At 54.1% G+C, this 22,719-nt stretch carries 22 protein-coding genes and 2 pseudogenes; 5 read left to right on the top strand and 19 right to left on the bottom strand.

Annotated elements, in window-relative coordinates; translation table 11 throughout:
* Positions 1-339: M15 family metallopeptidase (locus tag ACTH5D_RS07175; protein ID WP_441669679.1), on the top strand; the 339-nt coding region annotated here is incomplete at its 5' end.
* A 29-nt stretch (positions 340-368) separates the two neighbouring features.
* Here ACTH5D_RS07175 and ACTH5D_RS07170 read toward each other — a convergent pair.
* The 4 genes from ACTH5D_RS07170 to ACTH5D_RS07155 form a co-directional block, all read right to left on the bottom strand.
* Positions 369-1,136, bottom strand: a complete 768-nt coding sequence (locus tag ACTH5D_RS07170) for an amino acid ABC transporter ATP-binding protein (protein WP_441669677.1) — start codon at positions 1,134-1,136, stop codon at positions 369-371.
* Positions 1,129-1,794 (bottom strand): amino acid ABC transporter permease, encoded by a 666-nt coding sequence (locus ACTH5D_RS07165; protein ID WP_441669675.1) that lies wholly within the window; start codon positions 1,792-1,794, stop codon positions 1,129-1,131. The genes ACTH5D_RS07170 and ACTH5D_RS07165 overlap by 8 nt, the downstream gene beginning before the upstream one ends.
* A gap of 24 nt (positions 1,795-1,818) precedes the next feature.
* Positions 1,819-2,460 (bottom strand): amino acid ABC transporter permease, encoded by a 642-nt coding sequence (locus ACTH5D_RS07160; RefSeq protein ID WP_441669673.1) that lies wholly within the window; start codon positions 2,458-2,460, stop codon positions 1,819-1,821.
* Positions 2,461-2,541: 81 nt separating this feature from the next.
* Complete coding sequence (locus ACTH5D_RS07155; protein ID WP_441669671.1) at positions 2,542-3,399, bottom strand: transporter substrate-binding domain-containing protein; 858 nt, start codon at positions 3,397-3,399, stop codon at positions 2,542-2,544.
* A 196-nt stretch (positions 3,400-3,595) separates the two neighbouring features.
* Here ACTH5D_RS07155 and pdxR point away from each other — a divergent pair, with 196 nt between their 5' ends.
* The gene (gene pdxR / locus ACTH5D_RS07150; RefSeq protein WP_441669669.1) at positions 3,596-5,083 is read left to right on the top strand and encodes a MocR-like pyridoxine biosynthesis transcription factor PdxR; all 1,488 of its coding nucleotides are present in this window, start codon (positions 3,596-3,598) and stop codon (positions 5,081-5,083) included.
* 10 nt (positions 5,084-5,093) lie between these two features.
* Here the strand turns inward: pdxR and ACTH5D_RS07145 are convergent, their stop codons facing one another.
* The gene (locus ACTH5D_RS07145; RefSeq protein ID WP_441669667.1) at positions 5,094-6,440 is read right to left on the bottom strand and encodes an aspartate aminotransferase family protein; all 1,347 of its coding nucleotides are present in this window, start codon (positions 6,438-6,440) and stop codon (positions 5,094-5,096) included.
* Positions 6,441-6,710: 270 nt separating this feature from the next.
* On the opposite strand from ACTH5D_RS07145, the gene ACTH5D_RS07140 reads away from it, so the two are divergent.
* Positions 6,711-7,472, top strand: a complete 762-nt coding sequence (locus ACTH5D_RS07140) for an SDR family NAD(P)-dependent oxidoreductase (RefSeq protein WP_441669665.1) — start codon at positions 6,711-6,713, stop codon at positions 7,470-7,472.
* A 134-nt stretch (positions 7,473-7,606) separates the two neighbouring features.
* Positions 7,607-8,116: a LysE/ArgO family amino acid transporter gene (locus tag ACTH5D_RS07135; RefSeq protein ID WP_441669663.1), complete on the top strand. Its 510-nt coding sequence runs from the start codon at positions 7,607-7,609 to the stop codon at positions 8,114-8,116.
* On the opposite strand, the gene ACTH5D_RS07130 is transcribed toward ACTH5D_RS07135, so the two are convergent.
* The 9 genes and pseudogenes from ACTH5D_RS07130 to ltnD all read right to left on the bottom strand — a co-directional run.
* Positions 8,069-8,959 (bottom strand): NAD(P)-dependent oxidoreductase, encoded by an 891-nt coding sequence (locus tag ACTH5D_RS07130; RefSeq protein ID WP_441669661.1) that lies wholly within the window; start codon positions 8,957-8,959, stop codon positions 8,069-8,071. The genes ACTH5D_RS07135 and ACTH5D_RS07130 overlap by 48 nt on opposite strands.
* Positions 8,960-9,006: 47 nt before the next feature.
* Positions 9,007-10,467: an aldehyde dehydrogenase family protein gene (locus tag ACTH5D_RS07125; protein WP_441669659.1), complete on the bottom strand. Its 1,461-nt coding sequence runs from the start codon at positions 10,465-10,467 to the stop codon at positions 9,007-9,009.
* An 11-nt stretch (positions 10,468-10,478) separates the two neighbouring features.
* A complete protein-coding gene (locus ACTH5D_RS07120) occupies positions 10,479-11,753 on the bottom strand; it encodes a TRAP transporter large permease (protein WP_441669657.1) in 1,275 nt (424 codons plus the stop codon).
* Positions 11,750-12,310 carry a TRAP transporter small permease gene (locus ACTH5D_RS07115; protein WP_441669655.1) on the bottom strand — a complete coding sequence of 187 codons (561 nt, stop codon included), beginning with the start codon at positions 12,308-12,310 and terminating at the stop codon, positions 11,750-11,752. The genes ACTH5D_RS07120 and ACTH5D_RS07115 overlap by 4 nt, the downstream gene beginning before the upstream one ends.
* A 61-nt stretch (positions 12,311-12,371) precedes the next feature.
* On the bottom strand, positions 12,372-13,373 hold the full coding sequence (locus ACTH5D_RS07110) for a TRAP transporter substrate-binding protein (protein WP_441669653.1): 1,002 nt from the start codon (positions 13,371-13,373) through the stop codon (positions 12,372-12,374).
* A gap of 90 nt (positions 13,374-13,463) precedes the next feature.
* Positions 13,464-14,426 (bottom strand): D-erythronate dehydrogenase, encoded by a 963-nt coding sequence (gene denD / locus ACTH5D_RS07105; protein WP_441669651.1) that lies wholly within the window; start codon positions 14,424-14,426, stop codon positions 13,464-13,466.
* A gap of 90 nt (positions 14,427-14,516) precedes the next feature.
* Positions 14,517-15,311, bottom strand: a complete 795-nt coding sequence (otnI, locus tag ACTH5D_RS07100; RefSeq protein ID WP_441669649.1) for a 2-oxo-tetronate isomerase — start codon at positions 15,309-15,311, stop codon at positions 14,517-14,519.
* A 135-nt stretch (positions 15,312-15,446) separates the two neighbouring features.
* Positions 15,447-15,632 (bottom strand): annotated as a pseudogene (locus ACTH5D_RS07095) (four-carbon acid sugar kinase family protein); the annotation flags it as partial.
* Between the two features lie 62 nt (positions 15,633-15,694).
* Positions 15,695-16,654, bottom strand: a pseudogene (ltnD, locus tag ACTH5D_RS07090) (L-threonate dehydrogenase); the annotation flags it as partial.
* Between the two features lie 149 nt (positions 16,655-16,803).
* On the opposite strand from ltnD, the gene ACTH5D_RS07085 reads away from it, so the two are divergent.
* Entirely contained in the window at positions 16,804-17,838 is a 1,035-nt protein-coding gene (locus ACTH5D_RS07085; protein ID WP_441669647.1) for a LacI family DNA-binding transcriptional regulator, read from the top strand.
* A 10-nt stretch (positions 17,839-17,848) separates the two neighbouring features.
* Here the strand turns inward: ACTH5D_RS07085 and ACTH5D_RS07080 are convergent, their stop codons facing one another.
* From ACTH5D_RS07080 to ACTH5D_RS07060, 5 genes are read right to left on the bottom strand one after another with little or no spacing between them, the layout of a single operon-like run.
* Complete coding sequence (locus ACTH5D_RS07080; RefSeq protein WP_441669645.1) at positions 17,849-19,249, bottom strand: amidase; 1,401 nt, start codon at positions 19,247-19,249, stop codon at positions 17,849-17,851.
* 24 nt (positions 19,250-19,273) lie between these two features.
* Positions 19,274-19,741 (bottom strand): RidA family protein, encoded by a 468-nt coding sequence (locus tag ACTH5D_RS07075; protein WP_441669643.1) that lies wholly within the window; start codon positions 19,739-19,741, stop codon positions 19,274-19,276.
* A gap of 40 nt (positions 19,742-19,781) precedes the next feature.
* The gene (locus tag ACTH5D_RS07070) at positions 19,782-21,056 is read right to left on the bottom strand and encodes a TRAP transporter large permease (RefSeq protein ID WP_441669641.1); all 1,275 of its coding nucleotides are present in this window, start codon (positions 21,054-21,056) and stop codon (positions 19,782-19,784) included.
* A gap of 16 nt (positions 21,057-21,072) precedes the next feature.
* Complete coding sequence (locus ACTH5D_RS07065) at positions 21,073-21,594, bottom strand: TRAP transporter small permease (protein WP_441669639.1); 522 nt, start codon at positions 21,592-21,594, stop codon at positions 21,073-21,075.
* Between the two features lie 58 nt (positions 21,595-21,652).
* Positions 21,653-22,654: a TRAP transporter substrate-binding protein gene (locus ACTH5D_RS07060; RefSeq protein ID WP_441669637.1), complete on the bottom strand. Its 1,002-nt coding sequence runs from the start codon at positions 22,652-22,654 to the stop codon at positions 21,653-21,655.
* Positions 22,655-22,719 lie beyond the last annotated feature (65 nt).

Below are 22,719 nucleotides of genomic sequence, written 5' to 3'. Positions count from 1 at the left end.
CCACACCTCACCGGCGGCGCGGTGGATGTCACACTCTGTGATTTCGATGGCATGCCGTTGGATATGGGTACGCTGTTTGATGAGGCACTTCCGGCATCTCATAGCGACTACTTTGAACATCTGGGAATGCTTACCCCACAGCAAGATAAGGCGCGGGATCACCGCCGTTTGTTGTATCACACCATGCATCAGCATGGCTTCACCAACCTGCCCAGCGAATGGTGGCACTTTGATTACGGCGACCAATTATGGGCCTACTACGGGGCGCATGATCATGCGCAGTACGGCCCAGCAGAGTTGGATACCATTGAAAATCGTTGGCGCAGGCAGCTGGGGTAATGATCGAGCCAATCCCAGGCGCTGTGTCGTTACACAGCGGGCGCTTCTATTTCCAAAAAGCGCCGTACCCGTTCTGTTTTGGGATTGACAAAAAACTCACTAGGGTGCGATTTTTCGATAATGATGCCTCTATCGAGAAAGACCACCTGATCGGAGACGGCACGAGCAAATTCCATCTCGTGGGTGACTAGCACCATGGTGTAGCCCTCTTTCGAAAGGTCTTTAATAACCCCAAGCACTTCACCCACCAGTTCCGGATCGAGCGCAGAAGTAGGCTCATCGAACAGCATTACCTTCGGTCGCATGGCAAGCGCACGGGCAATCGCCACCCGCTGCTTTTGCCCACCTGAAAGGGTGTAAGGATATTGCTCGCGCTTGTCGACCATACCGACTTTTTCGAGCAGCGCCATGGCGCGTTCTTCGGCCTCCTTCTTACCCACGCCCTGAACATGAATGGGAGCTTCAGTAACATTGCGCAGCACACTCAGGTGAGGCCATAGGTTAAATCCTTGGAACACCATGCCTAGTCGCGCACGCATGGTCGCTAGTTGGCGGCGTGTCATAGGTTTGCCGGTATCACTTACTCCGATATGGTCACCATCGATACGAATGTCGCCATGGTCAGGCTGTTCAAGCCAGTTAATGCAGCGTAGCAAGGTGGATTTTCCTGACCCTGAAGATCCCAAAATACTCATCACTTCGCCGGGCTGCACTTCCAGCGATACATCGCGCAGCACTTCGGTTCCATCAAAGCTTTTGGAAAGATTGCGAATACTGACAGCGGCGGTCTCAGGCATTTTCAAATCCTCGCTTGGCGCCAAAACGGCCAATCATTTTAATAAACAGTTCTAAGCCAATACTGATCAGCCAGTAGAAGCCAATCACCACGATGAAGGCTTCCATGGGAATGAAGTAGGTGCTCGACAGGCTGCTCGCTGCTGCGGTCAGTTCGCGTACGGTGATAATCACCAGAAAGGCGGTGTCTTTGAGCAGGATAATCAGTTGATTGCCCAGTAAACCTCTTGTCTTCAAAATTAGCTGCGGCAAAATAATGCGCATAAACATGCTGGATCGCGAAAACCCCTGGGCGATGGCAGCTTCTACTTGCCCTTGCGCGAAAGTAGCGCGGCAGCCACGCAATATTTCTGCGAAGTAAGCGCCGTGATACATCACTAAGGCAATAATCCCCGCCGTCCAGGCACTCATCCGCACCCCTGCGCTAGGTAAGCCGTAGTAAAGTAGATATGCCAATATCAAAAACGGCAGCATGCGCATGCCATCAATAAAGATGCGCAACGGTATTTTTAAACGCGGGCGCGAACCCTCTAACAAAAACACGACCCCACTACCCAATATAAACGCTAGCACTGCGGATAAACCAAACAGTTTTAAGGTGTTATAAAAACCGTTCAAAAACACATCGTACGATGACCAAAGAATATCCCAGTTGCTCATAAAGGCTCCCCTTTGTTGGCCATGTTAGACGGCCAATCGGCTGGCTTTTCGCTCAGCTAGGCGTTGAAGCCATACCAACAGGCTGATGATCAGCATATACAGGGCCGCAGCCACTAAAATGGGTGGCAGCGGGTCGTAGGTAACCGCCGCAATACGATTGGTCACGCGAGTCAGGTCGACCACGCCGATCACGGCAATGGCGGGGCTGCCTTTAATCAGAAACGACATCTCGTTTACCAATCCCGGTAGGCTGGTAATCGTGATTTGCGGTAGCATAATGCGACGAAAATAGACCCAGGGGGTCATGCCAATGGCTAGCGCCGCTTCACGCTGCTCTTTGGAGAAGTTGTTGAATGCAGAGCGCCATATTTCGGCGTTAAAGGCGGTAGTATTGAGGGTTAGCGCGATAATACCGGCCACATTGCGATTAAGGTTAACGCCCATGGTCGGTGCAGTTAAAAAGATGAAGAGTACCAACGTTACCAGCGGTGTGGCTCTTGCCAAGCTAATATAAATACCCAGCAACGGATGCAGAACAGGGATTTTTGCCACCCTTAACAAGGCGATTATCAGCCCCATTACTACGCCGATAGCAATAGAGATGCCGGATATCCACAGCGTTGTCCAGGCTCCCTGAATGAGCAGTCCCCATGCGCTACTGTCCATACGCCCCCCTTACTTGCTGGATAAAGACACCCAGCCGCTGCACCGCTTATGCGGCGAACGGCTGTTATAGTTCACGCCTTACTACATACCGGCCATTTCGTGGAACTCTTCCACGGAGATGATAGGGGTGGTCGGTAGGTCATCAAACGACTCGCCAAACCACGCTTCCTGTAGCTCAGCTAAGCGGCCAGAGTCACGCAGGTGGGTCATAAAATCGGTGATATAGGTCAGCAGCTCTGGGCTGCTTTTAGGCATCGGCCAAGCCACATAACCGGGGCCTGAGACAGCTTGGCCTGCTTCAAAGACATCGGCACGTTCACTAATCAGATCATTCACGGGGACGATTGAGTTGATGACGTAATCAACACGGCCATTGGCAAGATCGGCGTAAATTTCTGGGTAGGCTTCATACTCCATCACCTCACCGAGCTCGCCGCCGCTCTCTTCCAGCATGGCTTCGAGTTCTGGCAGACGCGACAGCAGTGCGCTACCTGCTTGAACGCCCAGCGTCAAACCACTCAAATCTTCAATGCTATTGATACGGTCATCGCCCGCCCGCTTGATGTAAAAGTGCTGGGCAGAGGCGAACGGCGGCGCATAGTTAAATACTCGCAGGCGTTCATCCGTTACTGAGGCACCGGTAAGCGCCATATCGTATTGGCCTGATGAGACGGAGGCTAAAAGCCCTGTCCACGGCAAAATGTCCTGACGAACTTCAAAGTCAGCGTACTCCTCAAGCTCAACCAATATATCTTTGATAAAACCATCGGGGTCGCTGCCACTCATAAAATTAAACGGGGCGTAATTATCTTCAGTCGCTACTCTCAGGTAACCACGGCTCTCTATTTCTTCTAAGTCTGCAGCGTTGGCCGTTAATGACATACCGAACGCAAGAACACCAACGCTTAATACGGAAGTTAAAACAGCTAAGTTCTTCATCACCTGATTCCCCTAGAGTAGACAAACATCGATAGCCGAACGGCTACATGTGGAAGGTGACTTCACCCTAGTTTTTTATCCTGCTCTCGATTAGAGCCAGTTGGCGTAAAGTAAAAGGACAGTTGGCCAGCTTAGAACTGGCACGAAAGATGCTTAGATTAACGTGAGGACAAGCTTATCTGAAGAGGAGTAATGGATGGCAACGCTGTGCCTTGACGTCGACCCGAATGCCGCAGCCTGCCTGCAAGAACAACTGCGTGCCACGCTACTTGAAGCGATTCACTTAGGTAGCTTGCCCTCCGATGAGGCGCTCCCCTCCTGCCGTAAGCTCTCTCAACAGCTAGGTATTTCACGTAATACAGTGTCTATTGTTTATGAAAAACTGGTCGAAGATGGCTACTTAATTAGCCGTCCACGTAGCGGCTATTATTTGCATCCTGACTACAACGACCCACATTTAGCGCTTAATTCATCCTTAATGGCATTAACTGAAAAAAAAGATGAATCAACAACTGCACCAAACTGGCACAAACGTATTACTCAGCGCCCTACTAACTACCAAGGCATTCTCAAACCAGGCAATTGGTCAGAGTATGCATACCCATTTATTTATGGTCAGTTAGATACGCGGCTTTTTCCGTTAGCCCAGTGGCGTGATGTTTCTCGTCGATTATTAAGTTCGCAGCGTGATAAACCGTGGTTACGTGATCGTATTGATCAAGATGACCCACTACTCATTGAGCAACTGCGTAAACGTATTTTGCCGCGTCGAGGTATCTTCGCTCGTCCAGAGGAGATCCTCATCACTATGGGCACGCAAAATGCGCTCTATTTGATTGCGCAACTGCTGTGCCACCGAGGAGTGCGCGTTGCTTTAGAGTCGCCCGGTTATCGCGAAGCAATGAATGTGTTTTCCCACTGCGGTGCCAACCTGCAATTCCAGGCGTTGGATGCAGAAGGCATGCGCCTGGAGAATACCCAGCCGTGTGACTATCTCTATGTGATGCCCAGCCATCAGGTACCAACGGGCGTCACCATGAGCCGGGCCAGGCGTGATGCCTTGCTAGCACAACTCCCCCATCGCGACCAAATTGTGATTGAGGATGACTACGACGCCGAGATTCATGGCGATCAATTCGCGCTCCCGGCCCTTAAAGCCAGTGCGCAGAGTGCGCGGATTATCTATATGGGCAGCTTATCCAAAGCACTCTCACCAGGGCTACGCATGGGCTACGTGGTGGCGGATCCTGAGTTGATTGATGAGCTACGCGCACTACGCCGCATGATGTACCGCCACCCGCCCGCCGCCTTGCAGCACCAGTTGGCACAATTTATTTCCCAAGGGTATTACGAGCGCTATCTCAAGCTGCATGTGGAAGAGATCGACCGACGGCGCGACGCGATGCGGCGTGCCATTGATCGGGCAGTACCCGGTTGCCTCAGCCACAGCAGTACCCGCTCCAGCGCCTTTTGGCTGGAGGCGGACGCTAGCATCGATACCCAGCGCCTTGCCTGGCACGCGGCTCAACGAGGCGTGCTCATTGAACCTGGCTTTCAGCACTTCTTTGATGCCGCCCCGCCGCGACGCTTTTTCCGCTTAGGGTTTGGCGCCATCGCGATGGAGCGTATCGACCCAGGCATACAGCGCCTGGGTCTTGCCTACGATAACGCTTTAAGCACTTAGCGGCTTGTTATCAGGTAGATTGAGTGTAGCTTTCCAACACGCGGTTCAAGATTGCCAAGCCCTCTGCCACTTCCTCCGCTGTCACGATACACGGCGGTACCACGTGAATGCGGTTTTCTACGGCGAAGACCAGCAGGCCTTGCTCCATCAACTGCTGTTTTAACTTTAGTACTTCAGGCCCTGGTAGAGGCGTTTTACGCACGGGATCACTGACCAGCTCCAGGGCGTGAAATACGCCCAGCCCGCGCCAATCACCAATAACAGCATGGCGCTCAGCCAGTTGCTTCAGCCCTTCCGCTAATGATCCGTTACCTATTTTGTCAGCATTCTCTACGATGCCCTCTGCTTCCATAGCGTCCAGGGTGGCAACAATCGCCGCCATCGCTAGCGGATGGCCAGAATAGGTTAGCCCGCCGACAAAAAAGTGGTCGTCGAAGTAACGGGAGATAGGCTCTGAAATAATCACCCCACCGGCGGGCACGTAGCCGGAGTTAACCCCTTTGGCAAAGACAATTAAGTCGGGCGCCATGCCGTAGTGTTCAAAGGCGAACCAGCGCCCGGTGCGGCCAAAACCCGCCATCACTTCATCGAGAATCAACACGATGCCAAACTCATCGGCTAGCTGCCTGACACCCTGTAAATACGCTTTGGGAGGTAATAGAACGCCAGCGGTACCGGGTATTGTTTCCAACAAGATAGCGGCGACTGCCTTGGCGCCTTCGCACTCAATCACCCGGCGCAGATGGGTTAACGCCCGCTCACACTCTTCATCCTCACCCCGCGCCCAAAACTCGCTGCGATAAAGGTAGGGGTTAAAGAAGTGAACATGCCCACTGGCATACTCGTTGGGCACCCGCCGCCAATCACCGGTAGCGGCAATCGCTGAACCGGTATTGCCATGGTAGGAGCGGTAAGCAGAAAGGATTTTTGTTCGCCCCGTATATAGTCGCGCCATGCGGATGGCATTTTCATTGGCATCAGCCCCCGCATTGGTAAAAAACACCTTACTGAATCCAGCGGGCGCTTTAGCGATAATACGCTTGGCCGCCTCACCACGGGCTAAATTTGCATAGGCTGGGGCAATAGTGCACAGGCTCGCTGCTTGGGCTTGTATCGCGCTTACCACTTTGGGGTGCTGATGGCCGATATTGGTATTAACCAACTGGCTACTAAAATCTAAATAGGTGCGTCCTGCAAAGTCCCACACCCGGCAGCCTTGCGCGCCAGCAATGACCATAGGGTCTAAACTGCTTTGCTGTGCCCAGGAGTGAAACACATACTGGCGATCTAAGCCGTGTACATAGCGGTCATCCACATCAACGGTGGCTGGATAAGAAACGGCAACATTGGCATTCATAGCAAGCACCCTGTTTAATCAATGGTCATAGCGTGCTTGCCAGCCTAGTAACTTCAGCCCGTTAGGCTGTAGGGCCAATCGTTACATGCCAGGGGGACAGATGACGTCAGGAACAGTCAATGTCCCACCAACGGGCGTTAACTGGCTCTAAATTTCTTTTACCTGTGCTGCTTAAAATAATGAAATGCACGACCTTTTATCGACACAAAACCATTAATTAAACCTGATTTTTAACTGCTAATAATTGTTAACTACAAAGGAGGTACCCCCATGCCAAGCGTACTTATCACTGGAGCGACGTCAGGGTTTGGTAAAGCGGCAGCGCAACGCTTTGCTAAAGCGGGTTGGTCATTGATCTTAACCGGCCGCCGTGAAGAGCGCTTACAGGCGCTAAAGGATGAGCTTTCAGAGCAAACCTCAGCACTAACACTAGCCCTAGACGTTCGTGACAGTGATGCGGTGACCCAGGCAATTAGTAATTTGCCGGCGGAATTTCTACCGCTGACGTGCCTCATTAATAATGCTGGACTGGCGCTAGCGCCGGAGCCAGCGCAAAAAGTAGCACTGCAAGATTGGCATACGATGATTGATACCAACATCACAGGGCTGGTCAATGTGACCCATGCGGCGATGCCGCTGCTGCTTAAAACGGGTGAAGGTGCGAGCATTCTTAATTTGGGTTCAGTGGCGGGGCAATGGCCTTATCCCGGTGGTCATGTATACGGGGCATCGAAAGCGTTTGTGCAGCAGTTTAGCTATAACCTGCGCTGTGACCTGCTAGGAACAGGTGTCCGCGTGACCGATCTTGCCCCTGGCATGGCGGAAACGGAATTCACCCTGGTTAGAACCAAAGGCAATCAAGCCGCCTCGGACGCACTTTACAGAGGTACATCGCCACTCCAAGCGGAAGATATTGCCGAGCAGCTTTTCTACCTGGCGACACTACCCGCACATATCAATATCAATCGTCTTGAAATCATGCCGGTACGTCAGGCATGGTCAGCGTTTGCAATTGATCGCGATCCTGCTTAGGCAATGTTCTTATAAAGCCCATACTTACCTAAAGTGGCTCCAGCACCTTTAGCGCCTCAAGCCGAAGGTGCTCGGGCAGTCCAGACAATAGCGTTCCACCATTGCGCCAGTAGTGCCAATAGAGGGGAACCTCGATGAACCGTTCTGGAAACAAATCTACTAATTCACCGCGCGTTAACGCCTGCTGTACCTGTAGTTCAGGTACTAACCCCCAGCCTAACCCACCTTGCATAAGTCGCAAGGAATTAAGCCTGTGGCAGAGCTATAGCAACGGTTTGCTGTTGTCTATTGGATTCATCATGGCTATCGGTGCTCAGAATGCGTTCGTGCTGTCGCAAAGCCTGCGGCGCGAACACCATATAGCGGTGGCGCTGCTATGCATCGTTTGCGATAGCCTGCTGATAACCGCAGGCGTGTTCGGCTTGGCCAGTTGGTTAGCGCAGAATCCACTTTTGCTTGCTATCACTCGCTGGGGCGGGATCGCGCCGTGGCTTTCGCGCCCAGTCATTTGGCGGCTGATCGACATGGGCGTCGCTATCATGATGTTTGCCGTTAGGCATGGTATGCGATCGACTTTATATAAAGGTTTACTTCACTCACAGCCTCCGGCCCTCCAACACGCCAATCACTTCCGGAACGGCTAAGGTTGTGTCATCGATAGACGAATAGAGCGCATGCACTGCTCCAGCAATACCACGCTCTACCCCCAGCTCATTAGTCATGGTGTGATAGTAACCAAGGTCTTTGCTGGCGTTGGCGACAGTGAATCTAAAACCCGAAGGATCATTTTCAGCGATATAGGGGCGTAACCGCTCTAGTATCACTCCGCCACCGCCGCCTGCCCCGAGCACTTCTAATAATGCAGTATCGCTGATACCTGCTTTACGAGAGGCAGCAGTGGCCTCGGCCAATACCGCCGAAAAGCCCAAAGAAACAAAGTTATGCAGCAGCTTAAGGGTATGACCCGCCCCCACTCCTCCCGCGTGAGTAATAACCTCAGCGAAGCTCGCTAGTAGCGGATGTAACTGCTCAAACAGTGATTGGTCTGCGCCAACGATAAGGTTTAGCCGCCCTTCCTCGGCCTCTTTGGGCGTTCGCGTCATCGCTGCATCAACTAAGTAGCCTCCTACTTCGGCTACCTTAGCGGCGACCTTAGCTGTAGAGCTGGGCAGCGAGGTTGAGCAATCCACCACAATGGCGTCCTTAGCCAGCCCCTCCAACACCCCATTAGACTCAAAGAGAACGGCCTCCACCTGGGGCGACCCTGTCACACACAGCAAAACCACATCTGCTTGCTCAGCCACTTCCCGTGCGCTGGAACACGGCACGGCCCCCGCCGCTAATAAATCATCCACAGGCTGGTTGCCTGAGTGATCAAGAAAAGCCAAGGAGTATCCCGCTTTAAGAATGTTCTTAGCAATGCCGTGCCCCATTAACCCCACACCCACCATGCCAACGCGATGCTCTGTACGAACGAGTTGATTCATGAATAATCTCCTAACCTAAAATTGCGTATGACTACTTACGCGTTTGCCTAGCCATGGCGAATGGCCACCGTTTTCAACCGGGTATAGCTGCGCAGCCCTTCGAAGCCTTTTTCCCGCCCGTGACCCGAACGACCGACACCGCCGAAGGGCAGCTCGATACCGCCGCCCGCGCCATAGTTATTGACGAATACCTGGCCGCTTCGAATGCCTCTCGCCAAGCGCAATTGGCGACCACCGTCACGGGTCCAAACGCCGGCACAAAGCCCAAAGTCGGTGGCATTTGCCAAGCGCAGTGCTTCCGCTTCATCGTCAAATACCTGGACGGCCAACACGGGGCCAAACAGCTCTTCGCGCAGCACGTTATGCCCATCGGGAATCCCTGTGAGCAGGTGCGGAACGACAAAGTGCCCCCCACGTGAGGCATTTTTGGTTAATTGCCCTTTGGCGGCGATGCGAATGCCGTCCGCTTCGGCAGTGGCTAACCGCTCATCAAGCTGAGACTTTTGGCGCGCATTAATCAGCGGACCACAATCGGCATCCTCCTCGCCCGACGCACATCGCAGCGCTGAAAAGCGCTCTACCAGACGATCAGTAAACGCTTCTGATACATCGCGCTGGATCAATAAACGGCTGCCCGCCGAACAGGTTTGCCCCGCATTTTGGATAATCCCCCGTACCACCGCTTCGAAAGCCGCATCAAGATCAGCATCCGCAAAAACAATCTGCGGCGACTTGCCCCCGAGTTCTAACGTCACTGGAACGTGATGCACTGCCGCCGCCTGCGTCACCTGGGTGCCTGTTTCAGGTGAGCCGGTGAATGAGAGATGGTCAATGCCCGGGTGCGCGGCCAGAGCGGCGCCGGCCTCACGCCCAAGCCCAGGCACTACATTAAGCACCCCTGCTGGCAAGCCGGTAGAAACTGCCAGGTTTGCTAAGCTCAAAACGCTCAAACAAGCATCTTCGGCGGGCTTGAGTACGACGGTATTACCGGTAGCCAAAGCGGCTGCCACGCAGCGGCCAAAAATCTGGGCAGGGTAATTCCAAGGGATGATCTGAGCGCAAACACCGTAGGGTTCACGCAGCGTCATAACGGTGTAGCCCTCTTCATAGGGCAGGGTTTCACCGTGTAACTTATCGGCGCCACCGCCATAAAAACGAAAATAATGAGCGCAGGCTTTAATATCCGCGCGTGCCTGGGTTAAGGGTTTGCCGGTGTCCAGACACTCCAGCGCCGATAGATGCGGATGATTAGCCTCAATGGCATCAGCAAAACCAAATAGCCATGCGCTGCGCTGCCGTGCACTCCACTGAGCCCACTCCCCCAGCTCACCAGAAAAGGCGCGCCGCGCCGCAGTGATGGCGTCATTAACATGCTCGGACGTGCAACGCGCAATTTGCGTGACGACCTCTCCACGAGCAGGAGCCTCTACCGGCAATGTAGCACTGGTAGTTACCCAGGCGTTGCCTATCAACGCGGCCTGAGGTGGAAACTCGGGCAAATGAATCATTGGCATACTCCTTAGCTATACAGCAGGTTAACCAACCCCATGGAGATCCAGGGCATATAGGTAACCGCCATCAGACACGCCAACACCACCAGTACAAAGCGCACCAGCCAGGGCAGCATCTGATCGATGGAAATTTTTGCCACTGCACACGCGGCAAACAGGTTGACGCCCAGCGGTGGGGTAATCATGCCTAGGGCTAAATTGACCACCATGATCAGTCCAAAATGCACCGGGTGAACTCCAAACTGCATGGCAATGGGGGTGAGAATGGGCGCCAGTACCAGAATGGCAGCACCGGTCTCGACAAACATCCCCACTATCAGCAGCAGGATATTGACCGCCATTAAGAATGCCCAAGGGCTATCGAACATGGCCGTGACGCTGGCGGCAACCTGGGCCGGAAGACCGGAGCGACTAATTAAAAAGCTAAACAGCGCAGCCGCAGAGATAATCAACATTACCGCGGCGGTTGAGATAACACTTTGGCGCAGCACGGGCACCAGGTCGGAAAACTTAAGCTCACGGTAGCAAGCACCGACCACCAGGGCATAGAACACCGCCACTGCCGAAGCTTCGGTGGGGGTAAAAATACCGCCATAGATGCCGCCGATCACCACGACGGGCATCAGCATTGCCGCCCAGGCGCGCTGGAAGGCGGTGACGAAGCGGGTACGGTCATTGCGATCTTGAAGTCCAAATCCACGCAATTTACAAAAAATGTACACAAAGATCAGCAGCGCGCCGCCGACCAACAGTCCCGGGCCAATGCCCGCAATGAATAGCTGGCCAATAGAGGTGTTAGTGCTCACCCCAAACAGGATTAATGGGATAGAGGGCGGAATCAGCACCCCAAGCTCTGCCGAGGAGGCCTGAATGGAGGCCGCTAGGGGTTTGGGGTAACCGTGCTTGACCATCGCCGGAATCAGGATCGCCCCGATGGCAAAAGTGGTGGCCACGCTAGAGCCTGACACCGCAGCAAACATCATGCAGGTTAGCACGCAGGTCATCGCCAGTCCGCCCTGAACGCCGCCCACGATCGACTTGGCCAGATCCACCAATCGGTTGGAGATGCCCCCGGCCGCCATCAGGTTCCCCGCCAGGATGAAGAAGGGAATCGCCATTAGCGGAAAGTGATCAAGCCCCACAAACAGCTGCTGAGGCACCATCACTAGCGGCAGTCGCGAGAAAAACTCAATGCCGATGATCGAGGCCAACAAAATGGAGATCGCGATTGGAACGCCTGTGGCGAACAGAATCAACAGTGACAGACCAATGGCAAGGTTCATAAGTGCGACTCTTTCTGGGTAGCAGACACCTCGGTCATCACCTCTTGCTCGGCCGCTTCATCATGCGCCGGCCCCAGGGCCTCAAGCCCACAGCTTTGAGCCAGCAGTCGCGCGAGAACAGCGACCATCGCAAAAGCGCTGCCCACCGGAATGGCCGCGTACGCCCAGGACATCGACACCTCCAGGGCCGACAGCGTCTGGTTGCTGACTCGTTGGGTCATTTGGATGCCGTAGTACACCAGGACAGTGAGTACTAGAAGGCAACACAGCCCGATAAACCACTCCAGCGCCAGTAGAGTAGATTTAGGCACCAGCTTGTAGATCACCTCCACGGCCATCATAAAACCGCCGCGAAACGTAGCCGCTGCTGCCATAAAGACACACCAGATCATCGATGCCCGTGATAGCGTTTCCGACCACGTGGAAGGTGCATTAAAGATAAACCGAGTGAGTACCTGATAGAAACTCAGCGACACCGACACGATCAACATCACAATAGCGATCGCCATTGCCAACCGGGTCAACACATGCTCGATACGCAAAAACCAGGACACCATGCGTCACCTCATCCGTCAGGGGGTGGGAAAGGTGGCGCCTCATTGGCGCCACGGGACGGGCTCAGCAACTGCTGTCGCGGATACGCTCTAGCATCTCATCGCCGTACTGCTCAACAAAATCGGCGTGCACTGACTCCACGGCCGTTTGGAAGGGCTCAGGGTCAACGTTTTCGGTCACCGTCATGCCACGCTCCTGCAGGAATGCCACGCCCTCTTCTTCTAAGCGTGACACCTCAGCACGGGTGGCCTCGGTAGAAGCTTGGGCGGCTTCATCGAACCACGCACGCTCCTCCTCACTCAGTCCATCAATCAGCACCGGCGAGCCGAGCACAATGGCTGGCGAATAGACGTGGCCGGTCAGCGATAGTTGATCCTGAACTTCGTAGAGGTTCGCGGCCACAATCACCGTAATGGGGTTTTCCTGACCGTCTACCGTTCCCTGTTGCAAGGCGGTGAACAGCTCTGGCATGGCCATCGGCGTTGGGCTCGCCCCTAACCCTTGAAAGGCTTGCTGGTGAATACGGTTCTCCATAGTACGGATTTTCAACCCGCGGACATCCTCTGGCTTATCGATAGCGCGTCGGCTATTGGTGATATGGCGGAAACCATTCTCTGACCAGGACAGGCCCACCAGGTCATGGTCATCCATCTTATCGAGCAGCGATTGGCCGACCTCTCCATCGAGGACGCAACGGGCCTGCTCGTAGCTAGTGAACAAAAACGGCAGGTCGAGAACGTAGGTCTCCGGGACAAAGTTACCCAGCGGTCCGGTAGAGGTAATCACGATATCGACGGTGCCAATTTGCAACCCCTCGATCATGGCCCGTTCGCCACCGAGAGAGCCACTAGAGTGATCCGTGACGGTAAACGCACCGTCAGAAAGGCGCTCAAGTGTCTCTTTAAACGCCCGCGAGCCGGCACCGTAGTGAGAATCACTGGAGATGGCATAGCCCACACTGACTTCTGTCGCGGCTTGGGCTTGAAACGCCAAGCCGGCCAGGGCCAGAGAGGTAGCGGTGCCGATAGCGGTTGCAAGCGTACGCTGAGCAAAACGAGTGGTCATGGTAATACTCCTGATTGTATTTATTAGTAAGAACGACGGGGAGTAGAGACCCCTTATTGCTCGCTCACCAGACAGGTAGGCGAAGGTAAATTAGCGATGTTCTTCCACATAGGCATCGATAATTTGCTTGAAGTCACGGTCTCCAACAAAGCCAAGCTGATTCGCCTTATCAGTTTCAAAACGGGCGGGCCAACTGGCCACCAGAGGCGCGATACGAGGGTCGGGGTCATGACGTACACGCGCCACGGCGTCTGGGCCCGCCACCTCACGTAAAGCCTCCAGCATTTCAGTAACATTAGTGGTAATACCCGGCAGTATAAAGGCGCGAAATTTACCAAATGCGTCTTCTTGAATTTCGGCGCCATGTATCAGCGCTTCGATCACCTTATCTGGTGACATAACAAACAGGGCTTGGTCTAACGGCACGGGGCAGATCGCCTCCTCTCCATTTAAGGGCTCGCGCAGAATACTAGAGGCGAAACTTGAGGCCGCGGCATTCGGCCGCCCAGGACGGATAACAATCGTCGGCAAACGCAGCACTCTGCCGTCAATCAGGCCGCGTCGGCTGTAGTCGTTGATGAGGAGTTCGCACATCGCTTTTTGCGTGCCATAGGATGTTTGCGGCTGTAAAGCAGTCATATCATCCAGTACGTCAGGCAACGTCCCACCATAAGCCGCCACGGAGCTGGCCATTACCAAGCGAGTCTTATTCAAGTGATGGGCACGGCAACCTTCCAGCAGGGCGCGAGTGGCATCAAAATTGACGGCCATTCCTAGGTCCAGGTCGGCCTCAGCAGCGGAGCTTACTACGGCTGCTAGATGGAAGATGACATCGGGCTGTTGGCTAAGTACACCATCGAGTGCGTTGGGAGCGGTAATATTGACGGCAGCATTGTGGATCGTTATATCAGCCGCTTCGGGTACGGCAGCCTGGGTTTGATCGATCAGGGTTAAATGCGTGACCGGCTGACCGCACAGCTCTTTACGGCGAATCAGTCGATGTAAAAGACGCTGCCCTAGAAACCCAGCAGCGCCCGTTATTAAGATATGCATGGTTAAGGTGTCCTCGCTTTATTGTAGGTGGTTAGTGCTTGAGACTGTTTATCTGTTACCCATTCCCATGGCGCGCTATGAAGTACCGCGTCATGTACGCAGGCCATAATCTCGTCCCCAGCCTAAGCCTTGGCGAGTGTCCCCGGCAGGCTTGTATTCACAGCCAACCCAGCCGCTATAACCCAGCGCATTGAGCCTGCTAAACAGCGCTGGATAGTTGATCTCGCCTACATCTGGCTCATGCCGTTCAGGTACTCCAGCCACTTGAACATGCCCGATAGCGCTAACTTGCTGCTCAAGATGACGAATAAGGTCTCCCTCCATTATCTGGCAATGGTAGAGGTCAAACTGTAGCTTCAGATTGCTCGCCCCTACCTCTTTCAGAATCGCCATAGCCTGGGCTTGGCGAGATAGGAAAAACCCCGGCATATCGCGGGTATTGATGGGCTCAATCAATATGTCCTTGCCTAGTTTGGCGGCTTCACTGGCAGCATATTGAAGGTTACGAAGGTAGGTAGCCTGATGGTCGGCTTGGGTCGTAGCATCGGCGCCTTCCGGCAGCAGCCCCGCCATGACATGAACACGAGGGCACCGAAGTATCTCGGCATAACGCAATGCCTCTACCACCGAATCGCGAAATTCAGCTTCGCGGCCGGGCAGGCTGGCTAGCCCTCTTTCACCTGCCTCCCAGTCGCCCGGCGGCAGATTGAATAGCACTTGCTCTAACTGGCTATCCCTAAGCGCGTGACGCAATTCCTCAGCACTGTATGCGTACGGAAATAGGTACTCAACCCCTTTAAACCCTGCATCAGCCGCCGCCGAAAAACGGTCGATGAAGTCGTGCTCGTTAAACAGCATGCTAAGGTTGGCGGCTAATCGAATCATGATTTATGGGTGCCTCTTTATCGCAATGTAGGCTAATCCCTGGGGAAACCGCGCCTCAAGTTCATCAACCTGTTCAGGCGTTAGGCCCCGCACGGCATCGCCCAGCTGGGGGTCGCCGGGTGCGCCCGTGCAACGTCTGTGAGAGAGTACCCGCACGAGATCAGCATCGATCATTGGCGTCAGCGGGTGGTGCTGCATGCCGCTGTCGTTAAGTAACCGGTCACCGACAAATAGATGCCCCTGGTAGATCGTGCGGCCATTAATCGGAAAGGCGGGTACCATGACGGTTTGATCCGCTCCCAGGACGTCCACGACCGCATCGACCTCACTCAGGTCGTCGGCGATGGCCCCTAGTACCATGTTCGATCCCATACCCATGTTGATCAGGCTCCTTGGGCATCGTTAGCGGCTTCTGGCAATGCGATTCCCGAAAGCCGTTGATAAACCTTGATCACCGCTGAATCATCTTCGCGGCCAAAGCCTGCGCCACTGGCAGCGGTAAACTGCTGCAATGCACTGGACGCCACCGGCGTTGCCAATGCCAGCTCGCGGCCGGTCTGATGAACGATATTGAGATCCTTGACGAAAATATCCACCGCCGACAGTGGCGTGTAGTCGCCACTCAGAATGTGCGGCACACGATTCTCAAACATCCAGGAATTGCCTGCAGAGTGGGTAATAACGTCAAAAATCACCTCCGGGTCGAGCCCCATGCGAATGCCCAATGCCATCGCTTCGGCGGCTGTGGCGATATGCACCCCTGCCAGCAACTGATTAACGAGCTTCATGCTGGAACCAACGCCGGGGGCATCACCAAGCCGGTAGACCTTGGCGGCCATGGCATCAAGCACTGGCTGGGCGTCGCTGAACGCCGCCGGCGCCCCGGACGCCATCACCGAAAGCTCACCGCTTTTGGCTTTCGCCGCACCGCCGCTGATCGGTGCATCCAGCATCATCAACCTCTGCGCCGCCAAGCGTTCACCGAGCTGTTTGGCCTGACTAGGTGCGACCGTCGCACACTGCACAATCAGGCTGCCCTGCGCCAGTTGACCAACCACACCCTGCTCACCGAACAACACTTGCTCAACCTGTAAACCGTTAACCACCACCACCAGCACAACCTGACAATGAGCGAGTTCCGCAGGAGTGGTGACACTCTTGCCACCTGCCGCCACGAAAGTCTCGCGCGCCTCGGCAGAGATATCACAGCCCGTTACTGCCAGTCCCTGTTTAACCAATGAGGTAGCGGTGCCCATGCCCATGGCACCCAGGCCAATAACACCTACTTGAAGTGTTTGATTATCGCGTTGACTCACCTGCCGATACCTCGTTGTTTTGAGACTGTTGTTGTGTTTGTTGCTGTTATCGCGGTGTTATTTCCTTCTCTTACCCGATGCTGAAAACGAATGGTAGCGCTGTCATGATAGCGCTACCATTCGTTTTAGATTATTCTTCGCATAACAACAAGCCGAACATTAGGGCCGTGCGACCAATGTCTAAAGACACCAGCCATACTGCTAAACAGCGCCGACGCTCTGACCAAGTCACGCTAAGCCAAGTCGCGCTGGTGGCAGGGGTGTCACCGATTACGGCATCGAGGGCATTGAATTACCCTGACAAAGTCAGTAACAACGCTCGACAAAGTGTTCTAAAAGCAGTGGAAAGTTTGGGGTACGTACCCAACTTGGTAGCCGGTAGCCTGGCATCGTCTCGCTCACGACTGATTGCCGTGATCGTTCCATCACTCATCAATAGTGTGTTCGTGGAGGTTATCAAGGGCCTGCAGGAAACACTGGAAGCCGAGGGCTATCAGATACTGCTGGGTAACACCGACTATGATCTAGACCGCGAGTATCAGTTAGTGCGTACGTTTTTAGGCTGGTCATGCTCGGCGCTGGTCACGGCCGGATTACGCCACAACACAGCGTGTCATACGCTGCTGGCCAATTGGGATCACCCCATTATGGAAGTGATGGAGCTGGGCAAGGGGATGGATCTTAACGTTGGACTAGACCATGTCGCTGCGGGTCGCTGTATGGCTACCCATCTGATCAACAAAGGCTATCGCCATATTGTTTATGTAGGCGCGCGCCTGACTCAGGATTACCGAGCGGGCATGCGTTATCAAGGGCACAAGGCTGTGTTACAGGCCAAGGGAGTCGAAGCACCATTGGTAGAACTGGATACACTGGGTAGCCTGCAAGCAGGGGCTGACAGCCTGCCTCAGGTATTAGCGCAACACCCCCACACCCAAGCCATCCATTTTGCTAACGATGACCTAGCGGCAGGCGCCCTGCTTGCGGCTCAGCGTCAAGGCCTCAATGTGCCGGGCGATATCGCCATTGCCGGCTTTAACGGCCTGCCACTTGGACAGCACGTAACCCCTCAACTCACGACTATTCTCTCACCCAGAGAAGAGATGGGGCGCTTAGCCGCCAAGGAACTTATCCGGCGGCTAAGCGACAAAAGCGTCTACCGCCGCCAGCACGACGTGGGTTTTACGCTTCAAATCGGCGGAAGCACTTAGGCTCGCTTGATCACACCGCCGGCGGCTGACCTAAAATCTCCAATCCTGACCCCAGTTCGTTTTCAATCGCCTGCCCCATGGCCAACAGTTTAGCGTCTTGCCACGGTCCGGCGAGCACTTGCAGACCAACGGGCATGCCTGCGGCATCTTTCCCAACCGGCAGCGTTAAGGCACACAGACCGAGGAAATTAGCGATCACCGTGTTGCGCAGGGCGTGCATATTGGCTTTGGGATAGGCACCTTCTGGCTCGAGACTTTCGATAGTGGGCGGGGTAATTGCTACCGTCGGGGTAAGCACCGCATCCACATCGGCCATGCGAGCGGCTGCAGATTGATAGAGCGAATCCAGCACCGTACGACGACGTACATACTCCCACGCCGGCATATCATTTGCCGCGGCCACACGCGCTGCGACGTTGGGGTCGAGGGAATTGATCATTTCAGGTAGTTCAGTTTTTAGAAACGCCGCTAGCTCTGCGGCGGCCACACCGCCCAGTTTGAATAACGCATACGCTTCGTCGATTCCAGGTAGTTCCAGGGTCACTATTCGTGCCCCGGCGACTTCCAGCTGTTTGATAGCCGCGCGAACGGTTTCCGCAATACCCGGACTGCAGTCGTCCCAGAAAAACGTCTCCGGCACGCCAAAGGTTAAATCGGCAAGCGAAGGCGTCGCAGGGACTTGATCATCGTTACCGCTCAGATGAACGTCCAGCGCGTCAAATGCAAAGACGATATCATCGACTCTTCGCGCCAGCAGCCCAGGGGTATCCAGCGTGGTCGAGAGCGGTACGATCTGGGCGGTCGACCAGCGTCCTACGGTGGTTTTCAGGCCTACCACGCCGGTCATTGAGGCGGGTATACGCACCGAACCGGCGGTGTCGGTGCCCAATGCCAAACTTGCAGTGCCGCCCACCAACGAAACACCCGCCCCGGAGCTTGAACCGCCAGGCGTGCGATGTTGATGTATATCCCACGGGTTGCGCGGCGCTCCCCAGTGGACATTCGTCCCCAGTCCGCCAAAGGCAAACTCAACCGAGTGGGTTTTGCCCATGACAGATGGCAGCTGCTTCAACAAAGCACTTACTACAGGGCCAGGGCGCTCCCAGCGTTTGGGAAGTCGTTGGGAAGAGCCCGCATAAGTGGGTAGACCCGTCACGGCATAGATATCCTTAATTGAGACCGCCAACCCCATTAGCGCCCCCGCATCGCCGCCTTGGGTAAGCACAGCATCCGTGGCGTTAGCCATCGCCAGTGCCTGCTCACCGTTCCACGTGAGGTAGGCGTGATCGTGTTTGCCACGTTGCTGGTAAGCCGCTATCGATGCCTCCGCAAGAGCAGTCGCAGTGAGAGTCCCTGCACGAAGCCGCGCTTGCTGTTCGCGTAGGGGTAGAAAAATTGCTGAATCCTGCATACTCCACGTACCTCCGGCCGGTGATTAACGCACTTCAAAAATCGCTTCGACTTCCACCGCTGCATTGCCGGGTAGTGTCGCCACCCCAATGGCAGTTCTGGCGTGGCGCCCCGCATCGCCAAACAGAGCGACAAATAGCTCAGACGCGCCGTTAATGACCAGCGGCACATCGTGAAAGCCCGGCGCCACATTGACGAAACCATTCATGCGCACACAGCGCACCACCCGAGAGAAGTCGCCATCAACAGCATCGCTCAATTCCGCCAAGAGGTTTAAGGCACACGCCTGGGCCGCCAGCTTCCCAGTTTCAAGATCGAATTCACCGCCCACCTTGCCAGGATAGAGAACATCGCCCCCACGCTCACAGATCTGTCCCGCTAAAAACAACTGGTTGCCCAACCGGGACCACGGCAGAAACAGACCGCGCGGCTTGGGAATCGCAGGTAACGTCAGCCCCTGCTCTGCTACGGCTTGTTCAATCGTTTTGCTCATGGTTAATTGTCCTTGTTAATTAATGTATTCAAGCTGTTAATTAATAAATTAGCGAGGGCAGCCAGTTACTTAGCCATGGGATATAAGTGATAATAATCAGCGCTACCAGCATCAGACCAATCAGCGGCAAGCAGGCCCGAAACACTTCCTGCAGTGACATTTTGGATATCGCCATGGCGACGAACAGGTTCAATCCGACGGGCGGTGTGATCATGCCCACCGAGAAGTTGATCAGCGTGATAATGCCGAAGTGCACCGGATCTACACCCACCTGGGCGGCAATAGGCTGTAGCAGCGGCGAGAGCACGATGATTGCCGAGGCACTATCGAGAAAGAACCCAGCAATAATCATCACGACGTTAAACAGCGCCATCACCTGAAAGGGGTCATCCGTCCACGACAGTACCTGTCCCGCCAGTTGGCTAGGCGTGCCGGTAATAGCAAGCAGCCAAGAAAAAGCCGAGGCACCTGCGGTAATCAGCAGCAAAGTGGCGGAAATCAGCCCCGAGCTTCTCAGCGTCCCCACCAACGCCGTTAAGTTGATAGTGCGATATACCACCATGCCAACCAACAGCCCATATATGCAGGCTACTGCCGCTGACTCAGTGGGAGTAAATACCCCACTATAGATGCCACCCAACAGAATCACCGGTAAGCCGAGGCCCCAGACGGCAGATTTAAAGGCCGCTAGCACTTCCTTCAGCGTTGGGAAAGAAGAGCGTTCATACCCTTTTATGCTGCTGTAGACAATACAGTAGGCGATGAGCAACGAGGCTATAACGAGGGCCGGTAATAGACCTGCCGCAAACAGTCGTCCTACGGAGGTGCCTGTCACTGAACCGTAGATAATCAGCGCGATACTTGGCGGCACGATGGGGCCCAGCGTACCGGCGGTGGCAATCAAACCAATCGCAAAATGCTTATCGTAGCCAGCCGCTACCAGCGCTGGAAACATGATCGAACCAATCGCCACCACCGTGGCGGGGCTTGAACCAGAAATGGCCCCGAAGAATAGGCATGACAATACGGTAGCTGCTGCTAAACCGCCAGGCACCCACCCCACTAACGCTTTGGCGAGATTAATCAGCCGGTCAGAAAGCCCGCCAATACGCATTAACTCCGCCGCCAGAATGAAAAACGGTATTGCCATCAGCGAGAAGTTATTCATGCCGGTAAACATGCGCATTGGCACAATCACCGGGTTGGTGGTACCAAAAAACTCAATGGCGAGAAACACCGCCAAGGCGAGCGAGGCAAATATCGGTAGCCCCAACAATAAAACGGCAAAGAAGATCGGTAATAACGCAGTAATCATGATCGCTCTCCAAGAGTTAAACGAGCTTATCCGGCTCCGCCACAAGCTCTTCGGAGAGACTTACCGGAGGCTTATTCCATACGTCACTGATCACCCATAAATAGCGCAAGATAAGTAGCACGCCAGATATTGCGATAGGCAGATAGAACCATGCCATCGGCAGGCGAAGCGCGGCGGTCAACTGCCCACGGCCGAGCGTATTAAAATAGAGAACAAAGCCGTAATAGGCCATAAATCCAGCGAACACGATGCCCATTAGCGCTGCGATTAAATGTAGCCAGCGATTAATAGCAGGCGTGGCAATTGCATTCAGTACATCCACCGAAATATGGGTGCCATGACGCACGCCCATACTGGCACCCACAAAACTCATACAAATAATGGAATAAATAACGACTTCTTCAGCCCAAAATAACGAACCGCTAAAGCCGTAGCGATAAACGACTTGGATGGTAGTGAGGACGGTCGCAATCGACATGAAAACGACCATCACCACACTTTCCAAGCGATCAAGACATTTATTGAGCGCTTCGAACATGAGATATCCACACCCTTAATGGGCCAGAAGAAAATAGCTCCGTTGGTGAAAGCTAGCCTTAATATTCAATACCTACTGCGTCATAAACTTTATGCAGCAGTTCAGTAGTGACGATATCTTCATACTCTTCGTGCACCGGCATACTGGCTTCAATAAAAGCTTGGCGTTGCTCCGGCGTGAGCTCATTGATGGCGATCTCATCTTTAATCGCTTCCAGAATGGTTGTTTCATCCTGCAGGGTTAATGCTCGCGACGTGTCACGACCGTTATCAAAGGCTTCTAACATGACTGTCTGTAGATCTTCTGGCAGTGAGTTCCAGGAATCCTGATTTATTACCGCGGCGTAAGCGTGATAAGCGTGATTCGTCAGCGAGAGATAATCCTGCACTTCGTGGAAACGCATGGTGTAGATATTGGCCAGAGGGTTCTCTTGCCCTGATACAACGCCCTGCTGCAAACCGTTATACACCTCGGTAAACGCCATTGCCGTCGCGTTGGCACCCAGGTTTTGGTAGGTAGAAATAATGATCGGCGCCTGCATGGTACGCATACGAATATTGGCCATATCCTCTGGCATTTCAATCGGGCGATCATTGTTCGAAATATGCCGGAAACCCGCTCCCCAGAAGTTAATGCCAACCATGTTATGGCCATTCAGGGTATCGAGAATTTCTCGGCCTACGTCACCGTCCAACGTTTCCACCATGGTGTCGTAATCGGCAATTAAGAACGGCAAATCGAGAATCTGCATACGTGGTTCAAAGTTACCCAGCGTAGCGGATGGCGGAATACCGATATCGACCAACCCCATTTGAATCTGCTCAATGATTTCAACATCACCACCTACCTGAGCGGCGGGCAATACGTTGATTTGAATCCGACCGTCAGATTTCTCCTCTACCTCTTCTTTAAACCGCAGCGCCGCTTGGCCGTTAGGGGTTTCTTCAATCAGCACGTGGGCAAAACTGAACGTGTGCTCGGCCGCATGGAGTAGAACGGCGTTAAAAGAAGCGATGGCAATAGCAGCAGAGAGCGTCGCTTTAGTCAGCGTTAGTTTCATGTCCAGCACCTTATTTAGTTATGGTGAATTGCTTTTTTAGTTTCCTGTTACCGCATATGAGCAGG

The organism is Halomonas sp., assembly GCF_052095695.1.
GTDB lineage: Bacteria > Pseudomonadota > Gammaproteobacteria > Pseudomonadales > Halomonadaceae > Vreelandella.
The sequence above is the reverse complement of the archived record's forward strand: the minus strand, read 5'-3'. Positions and strand labels throughout refer to the sequence as shown.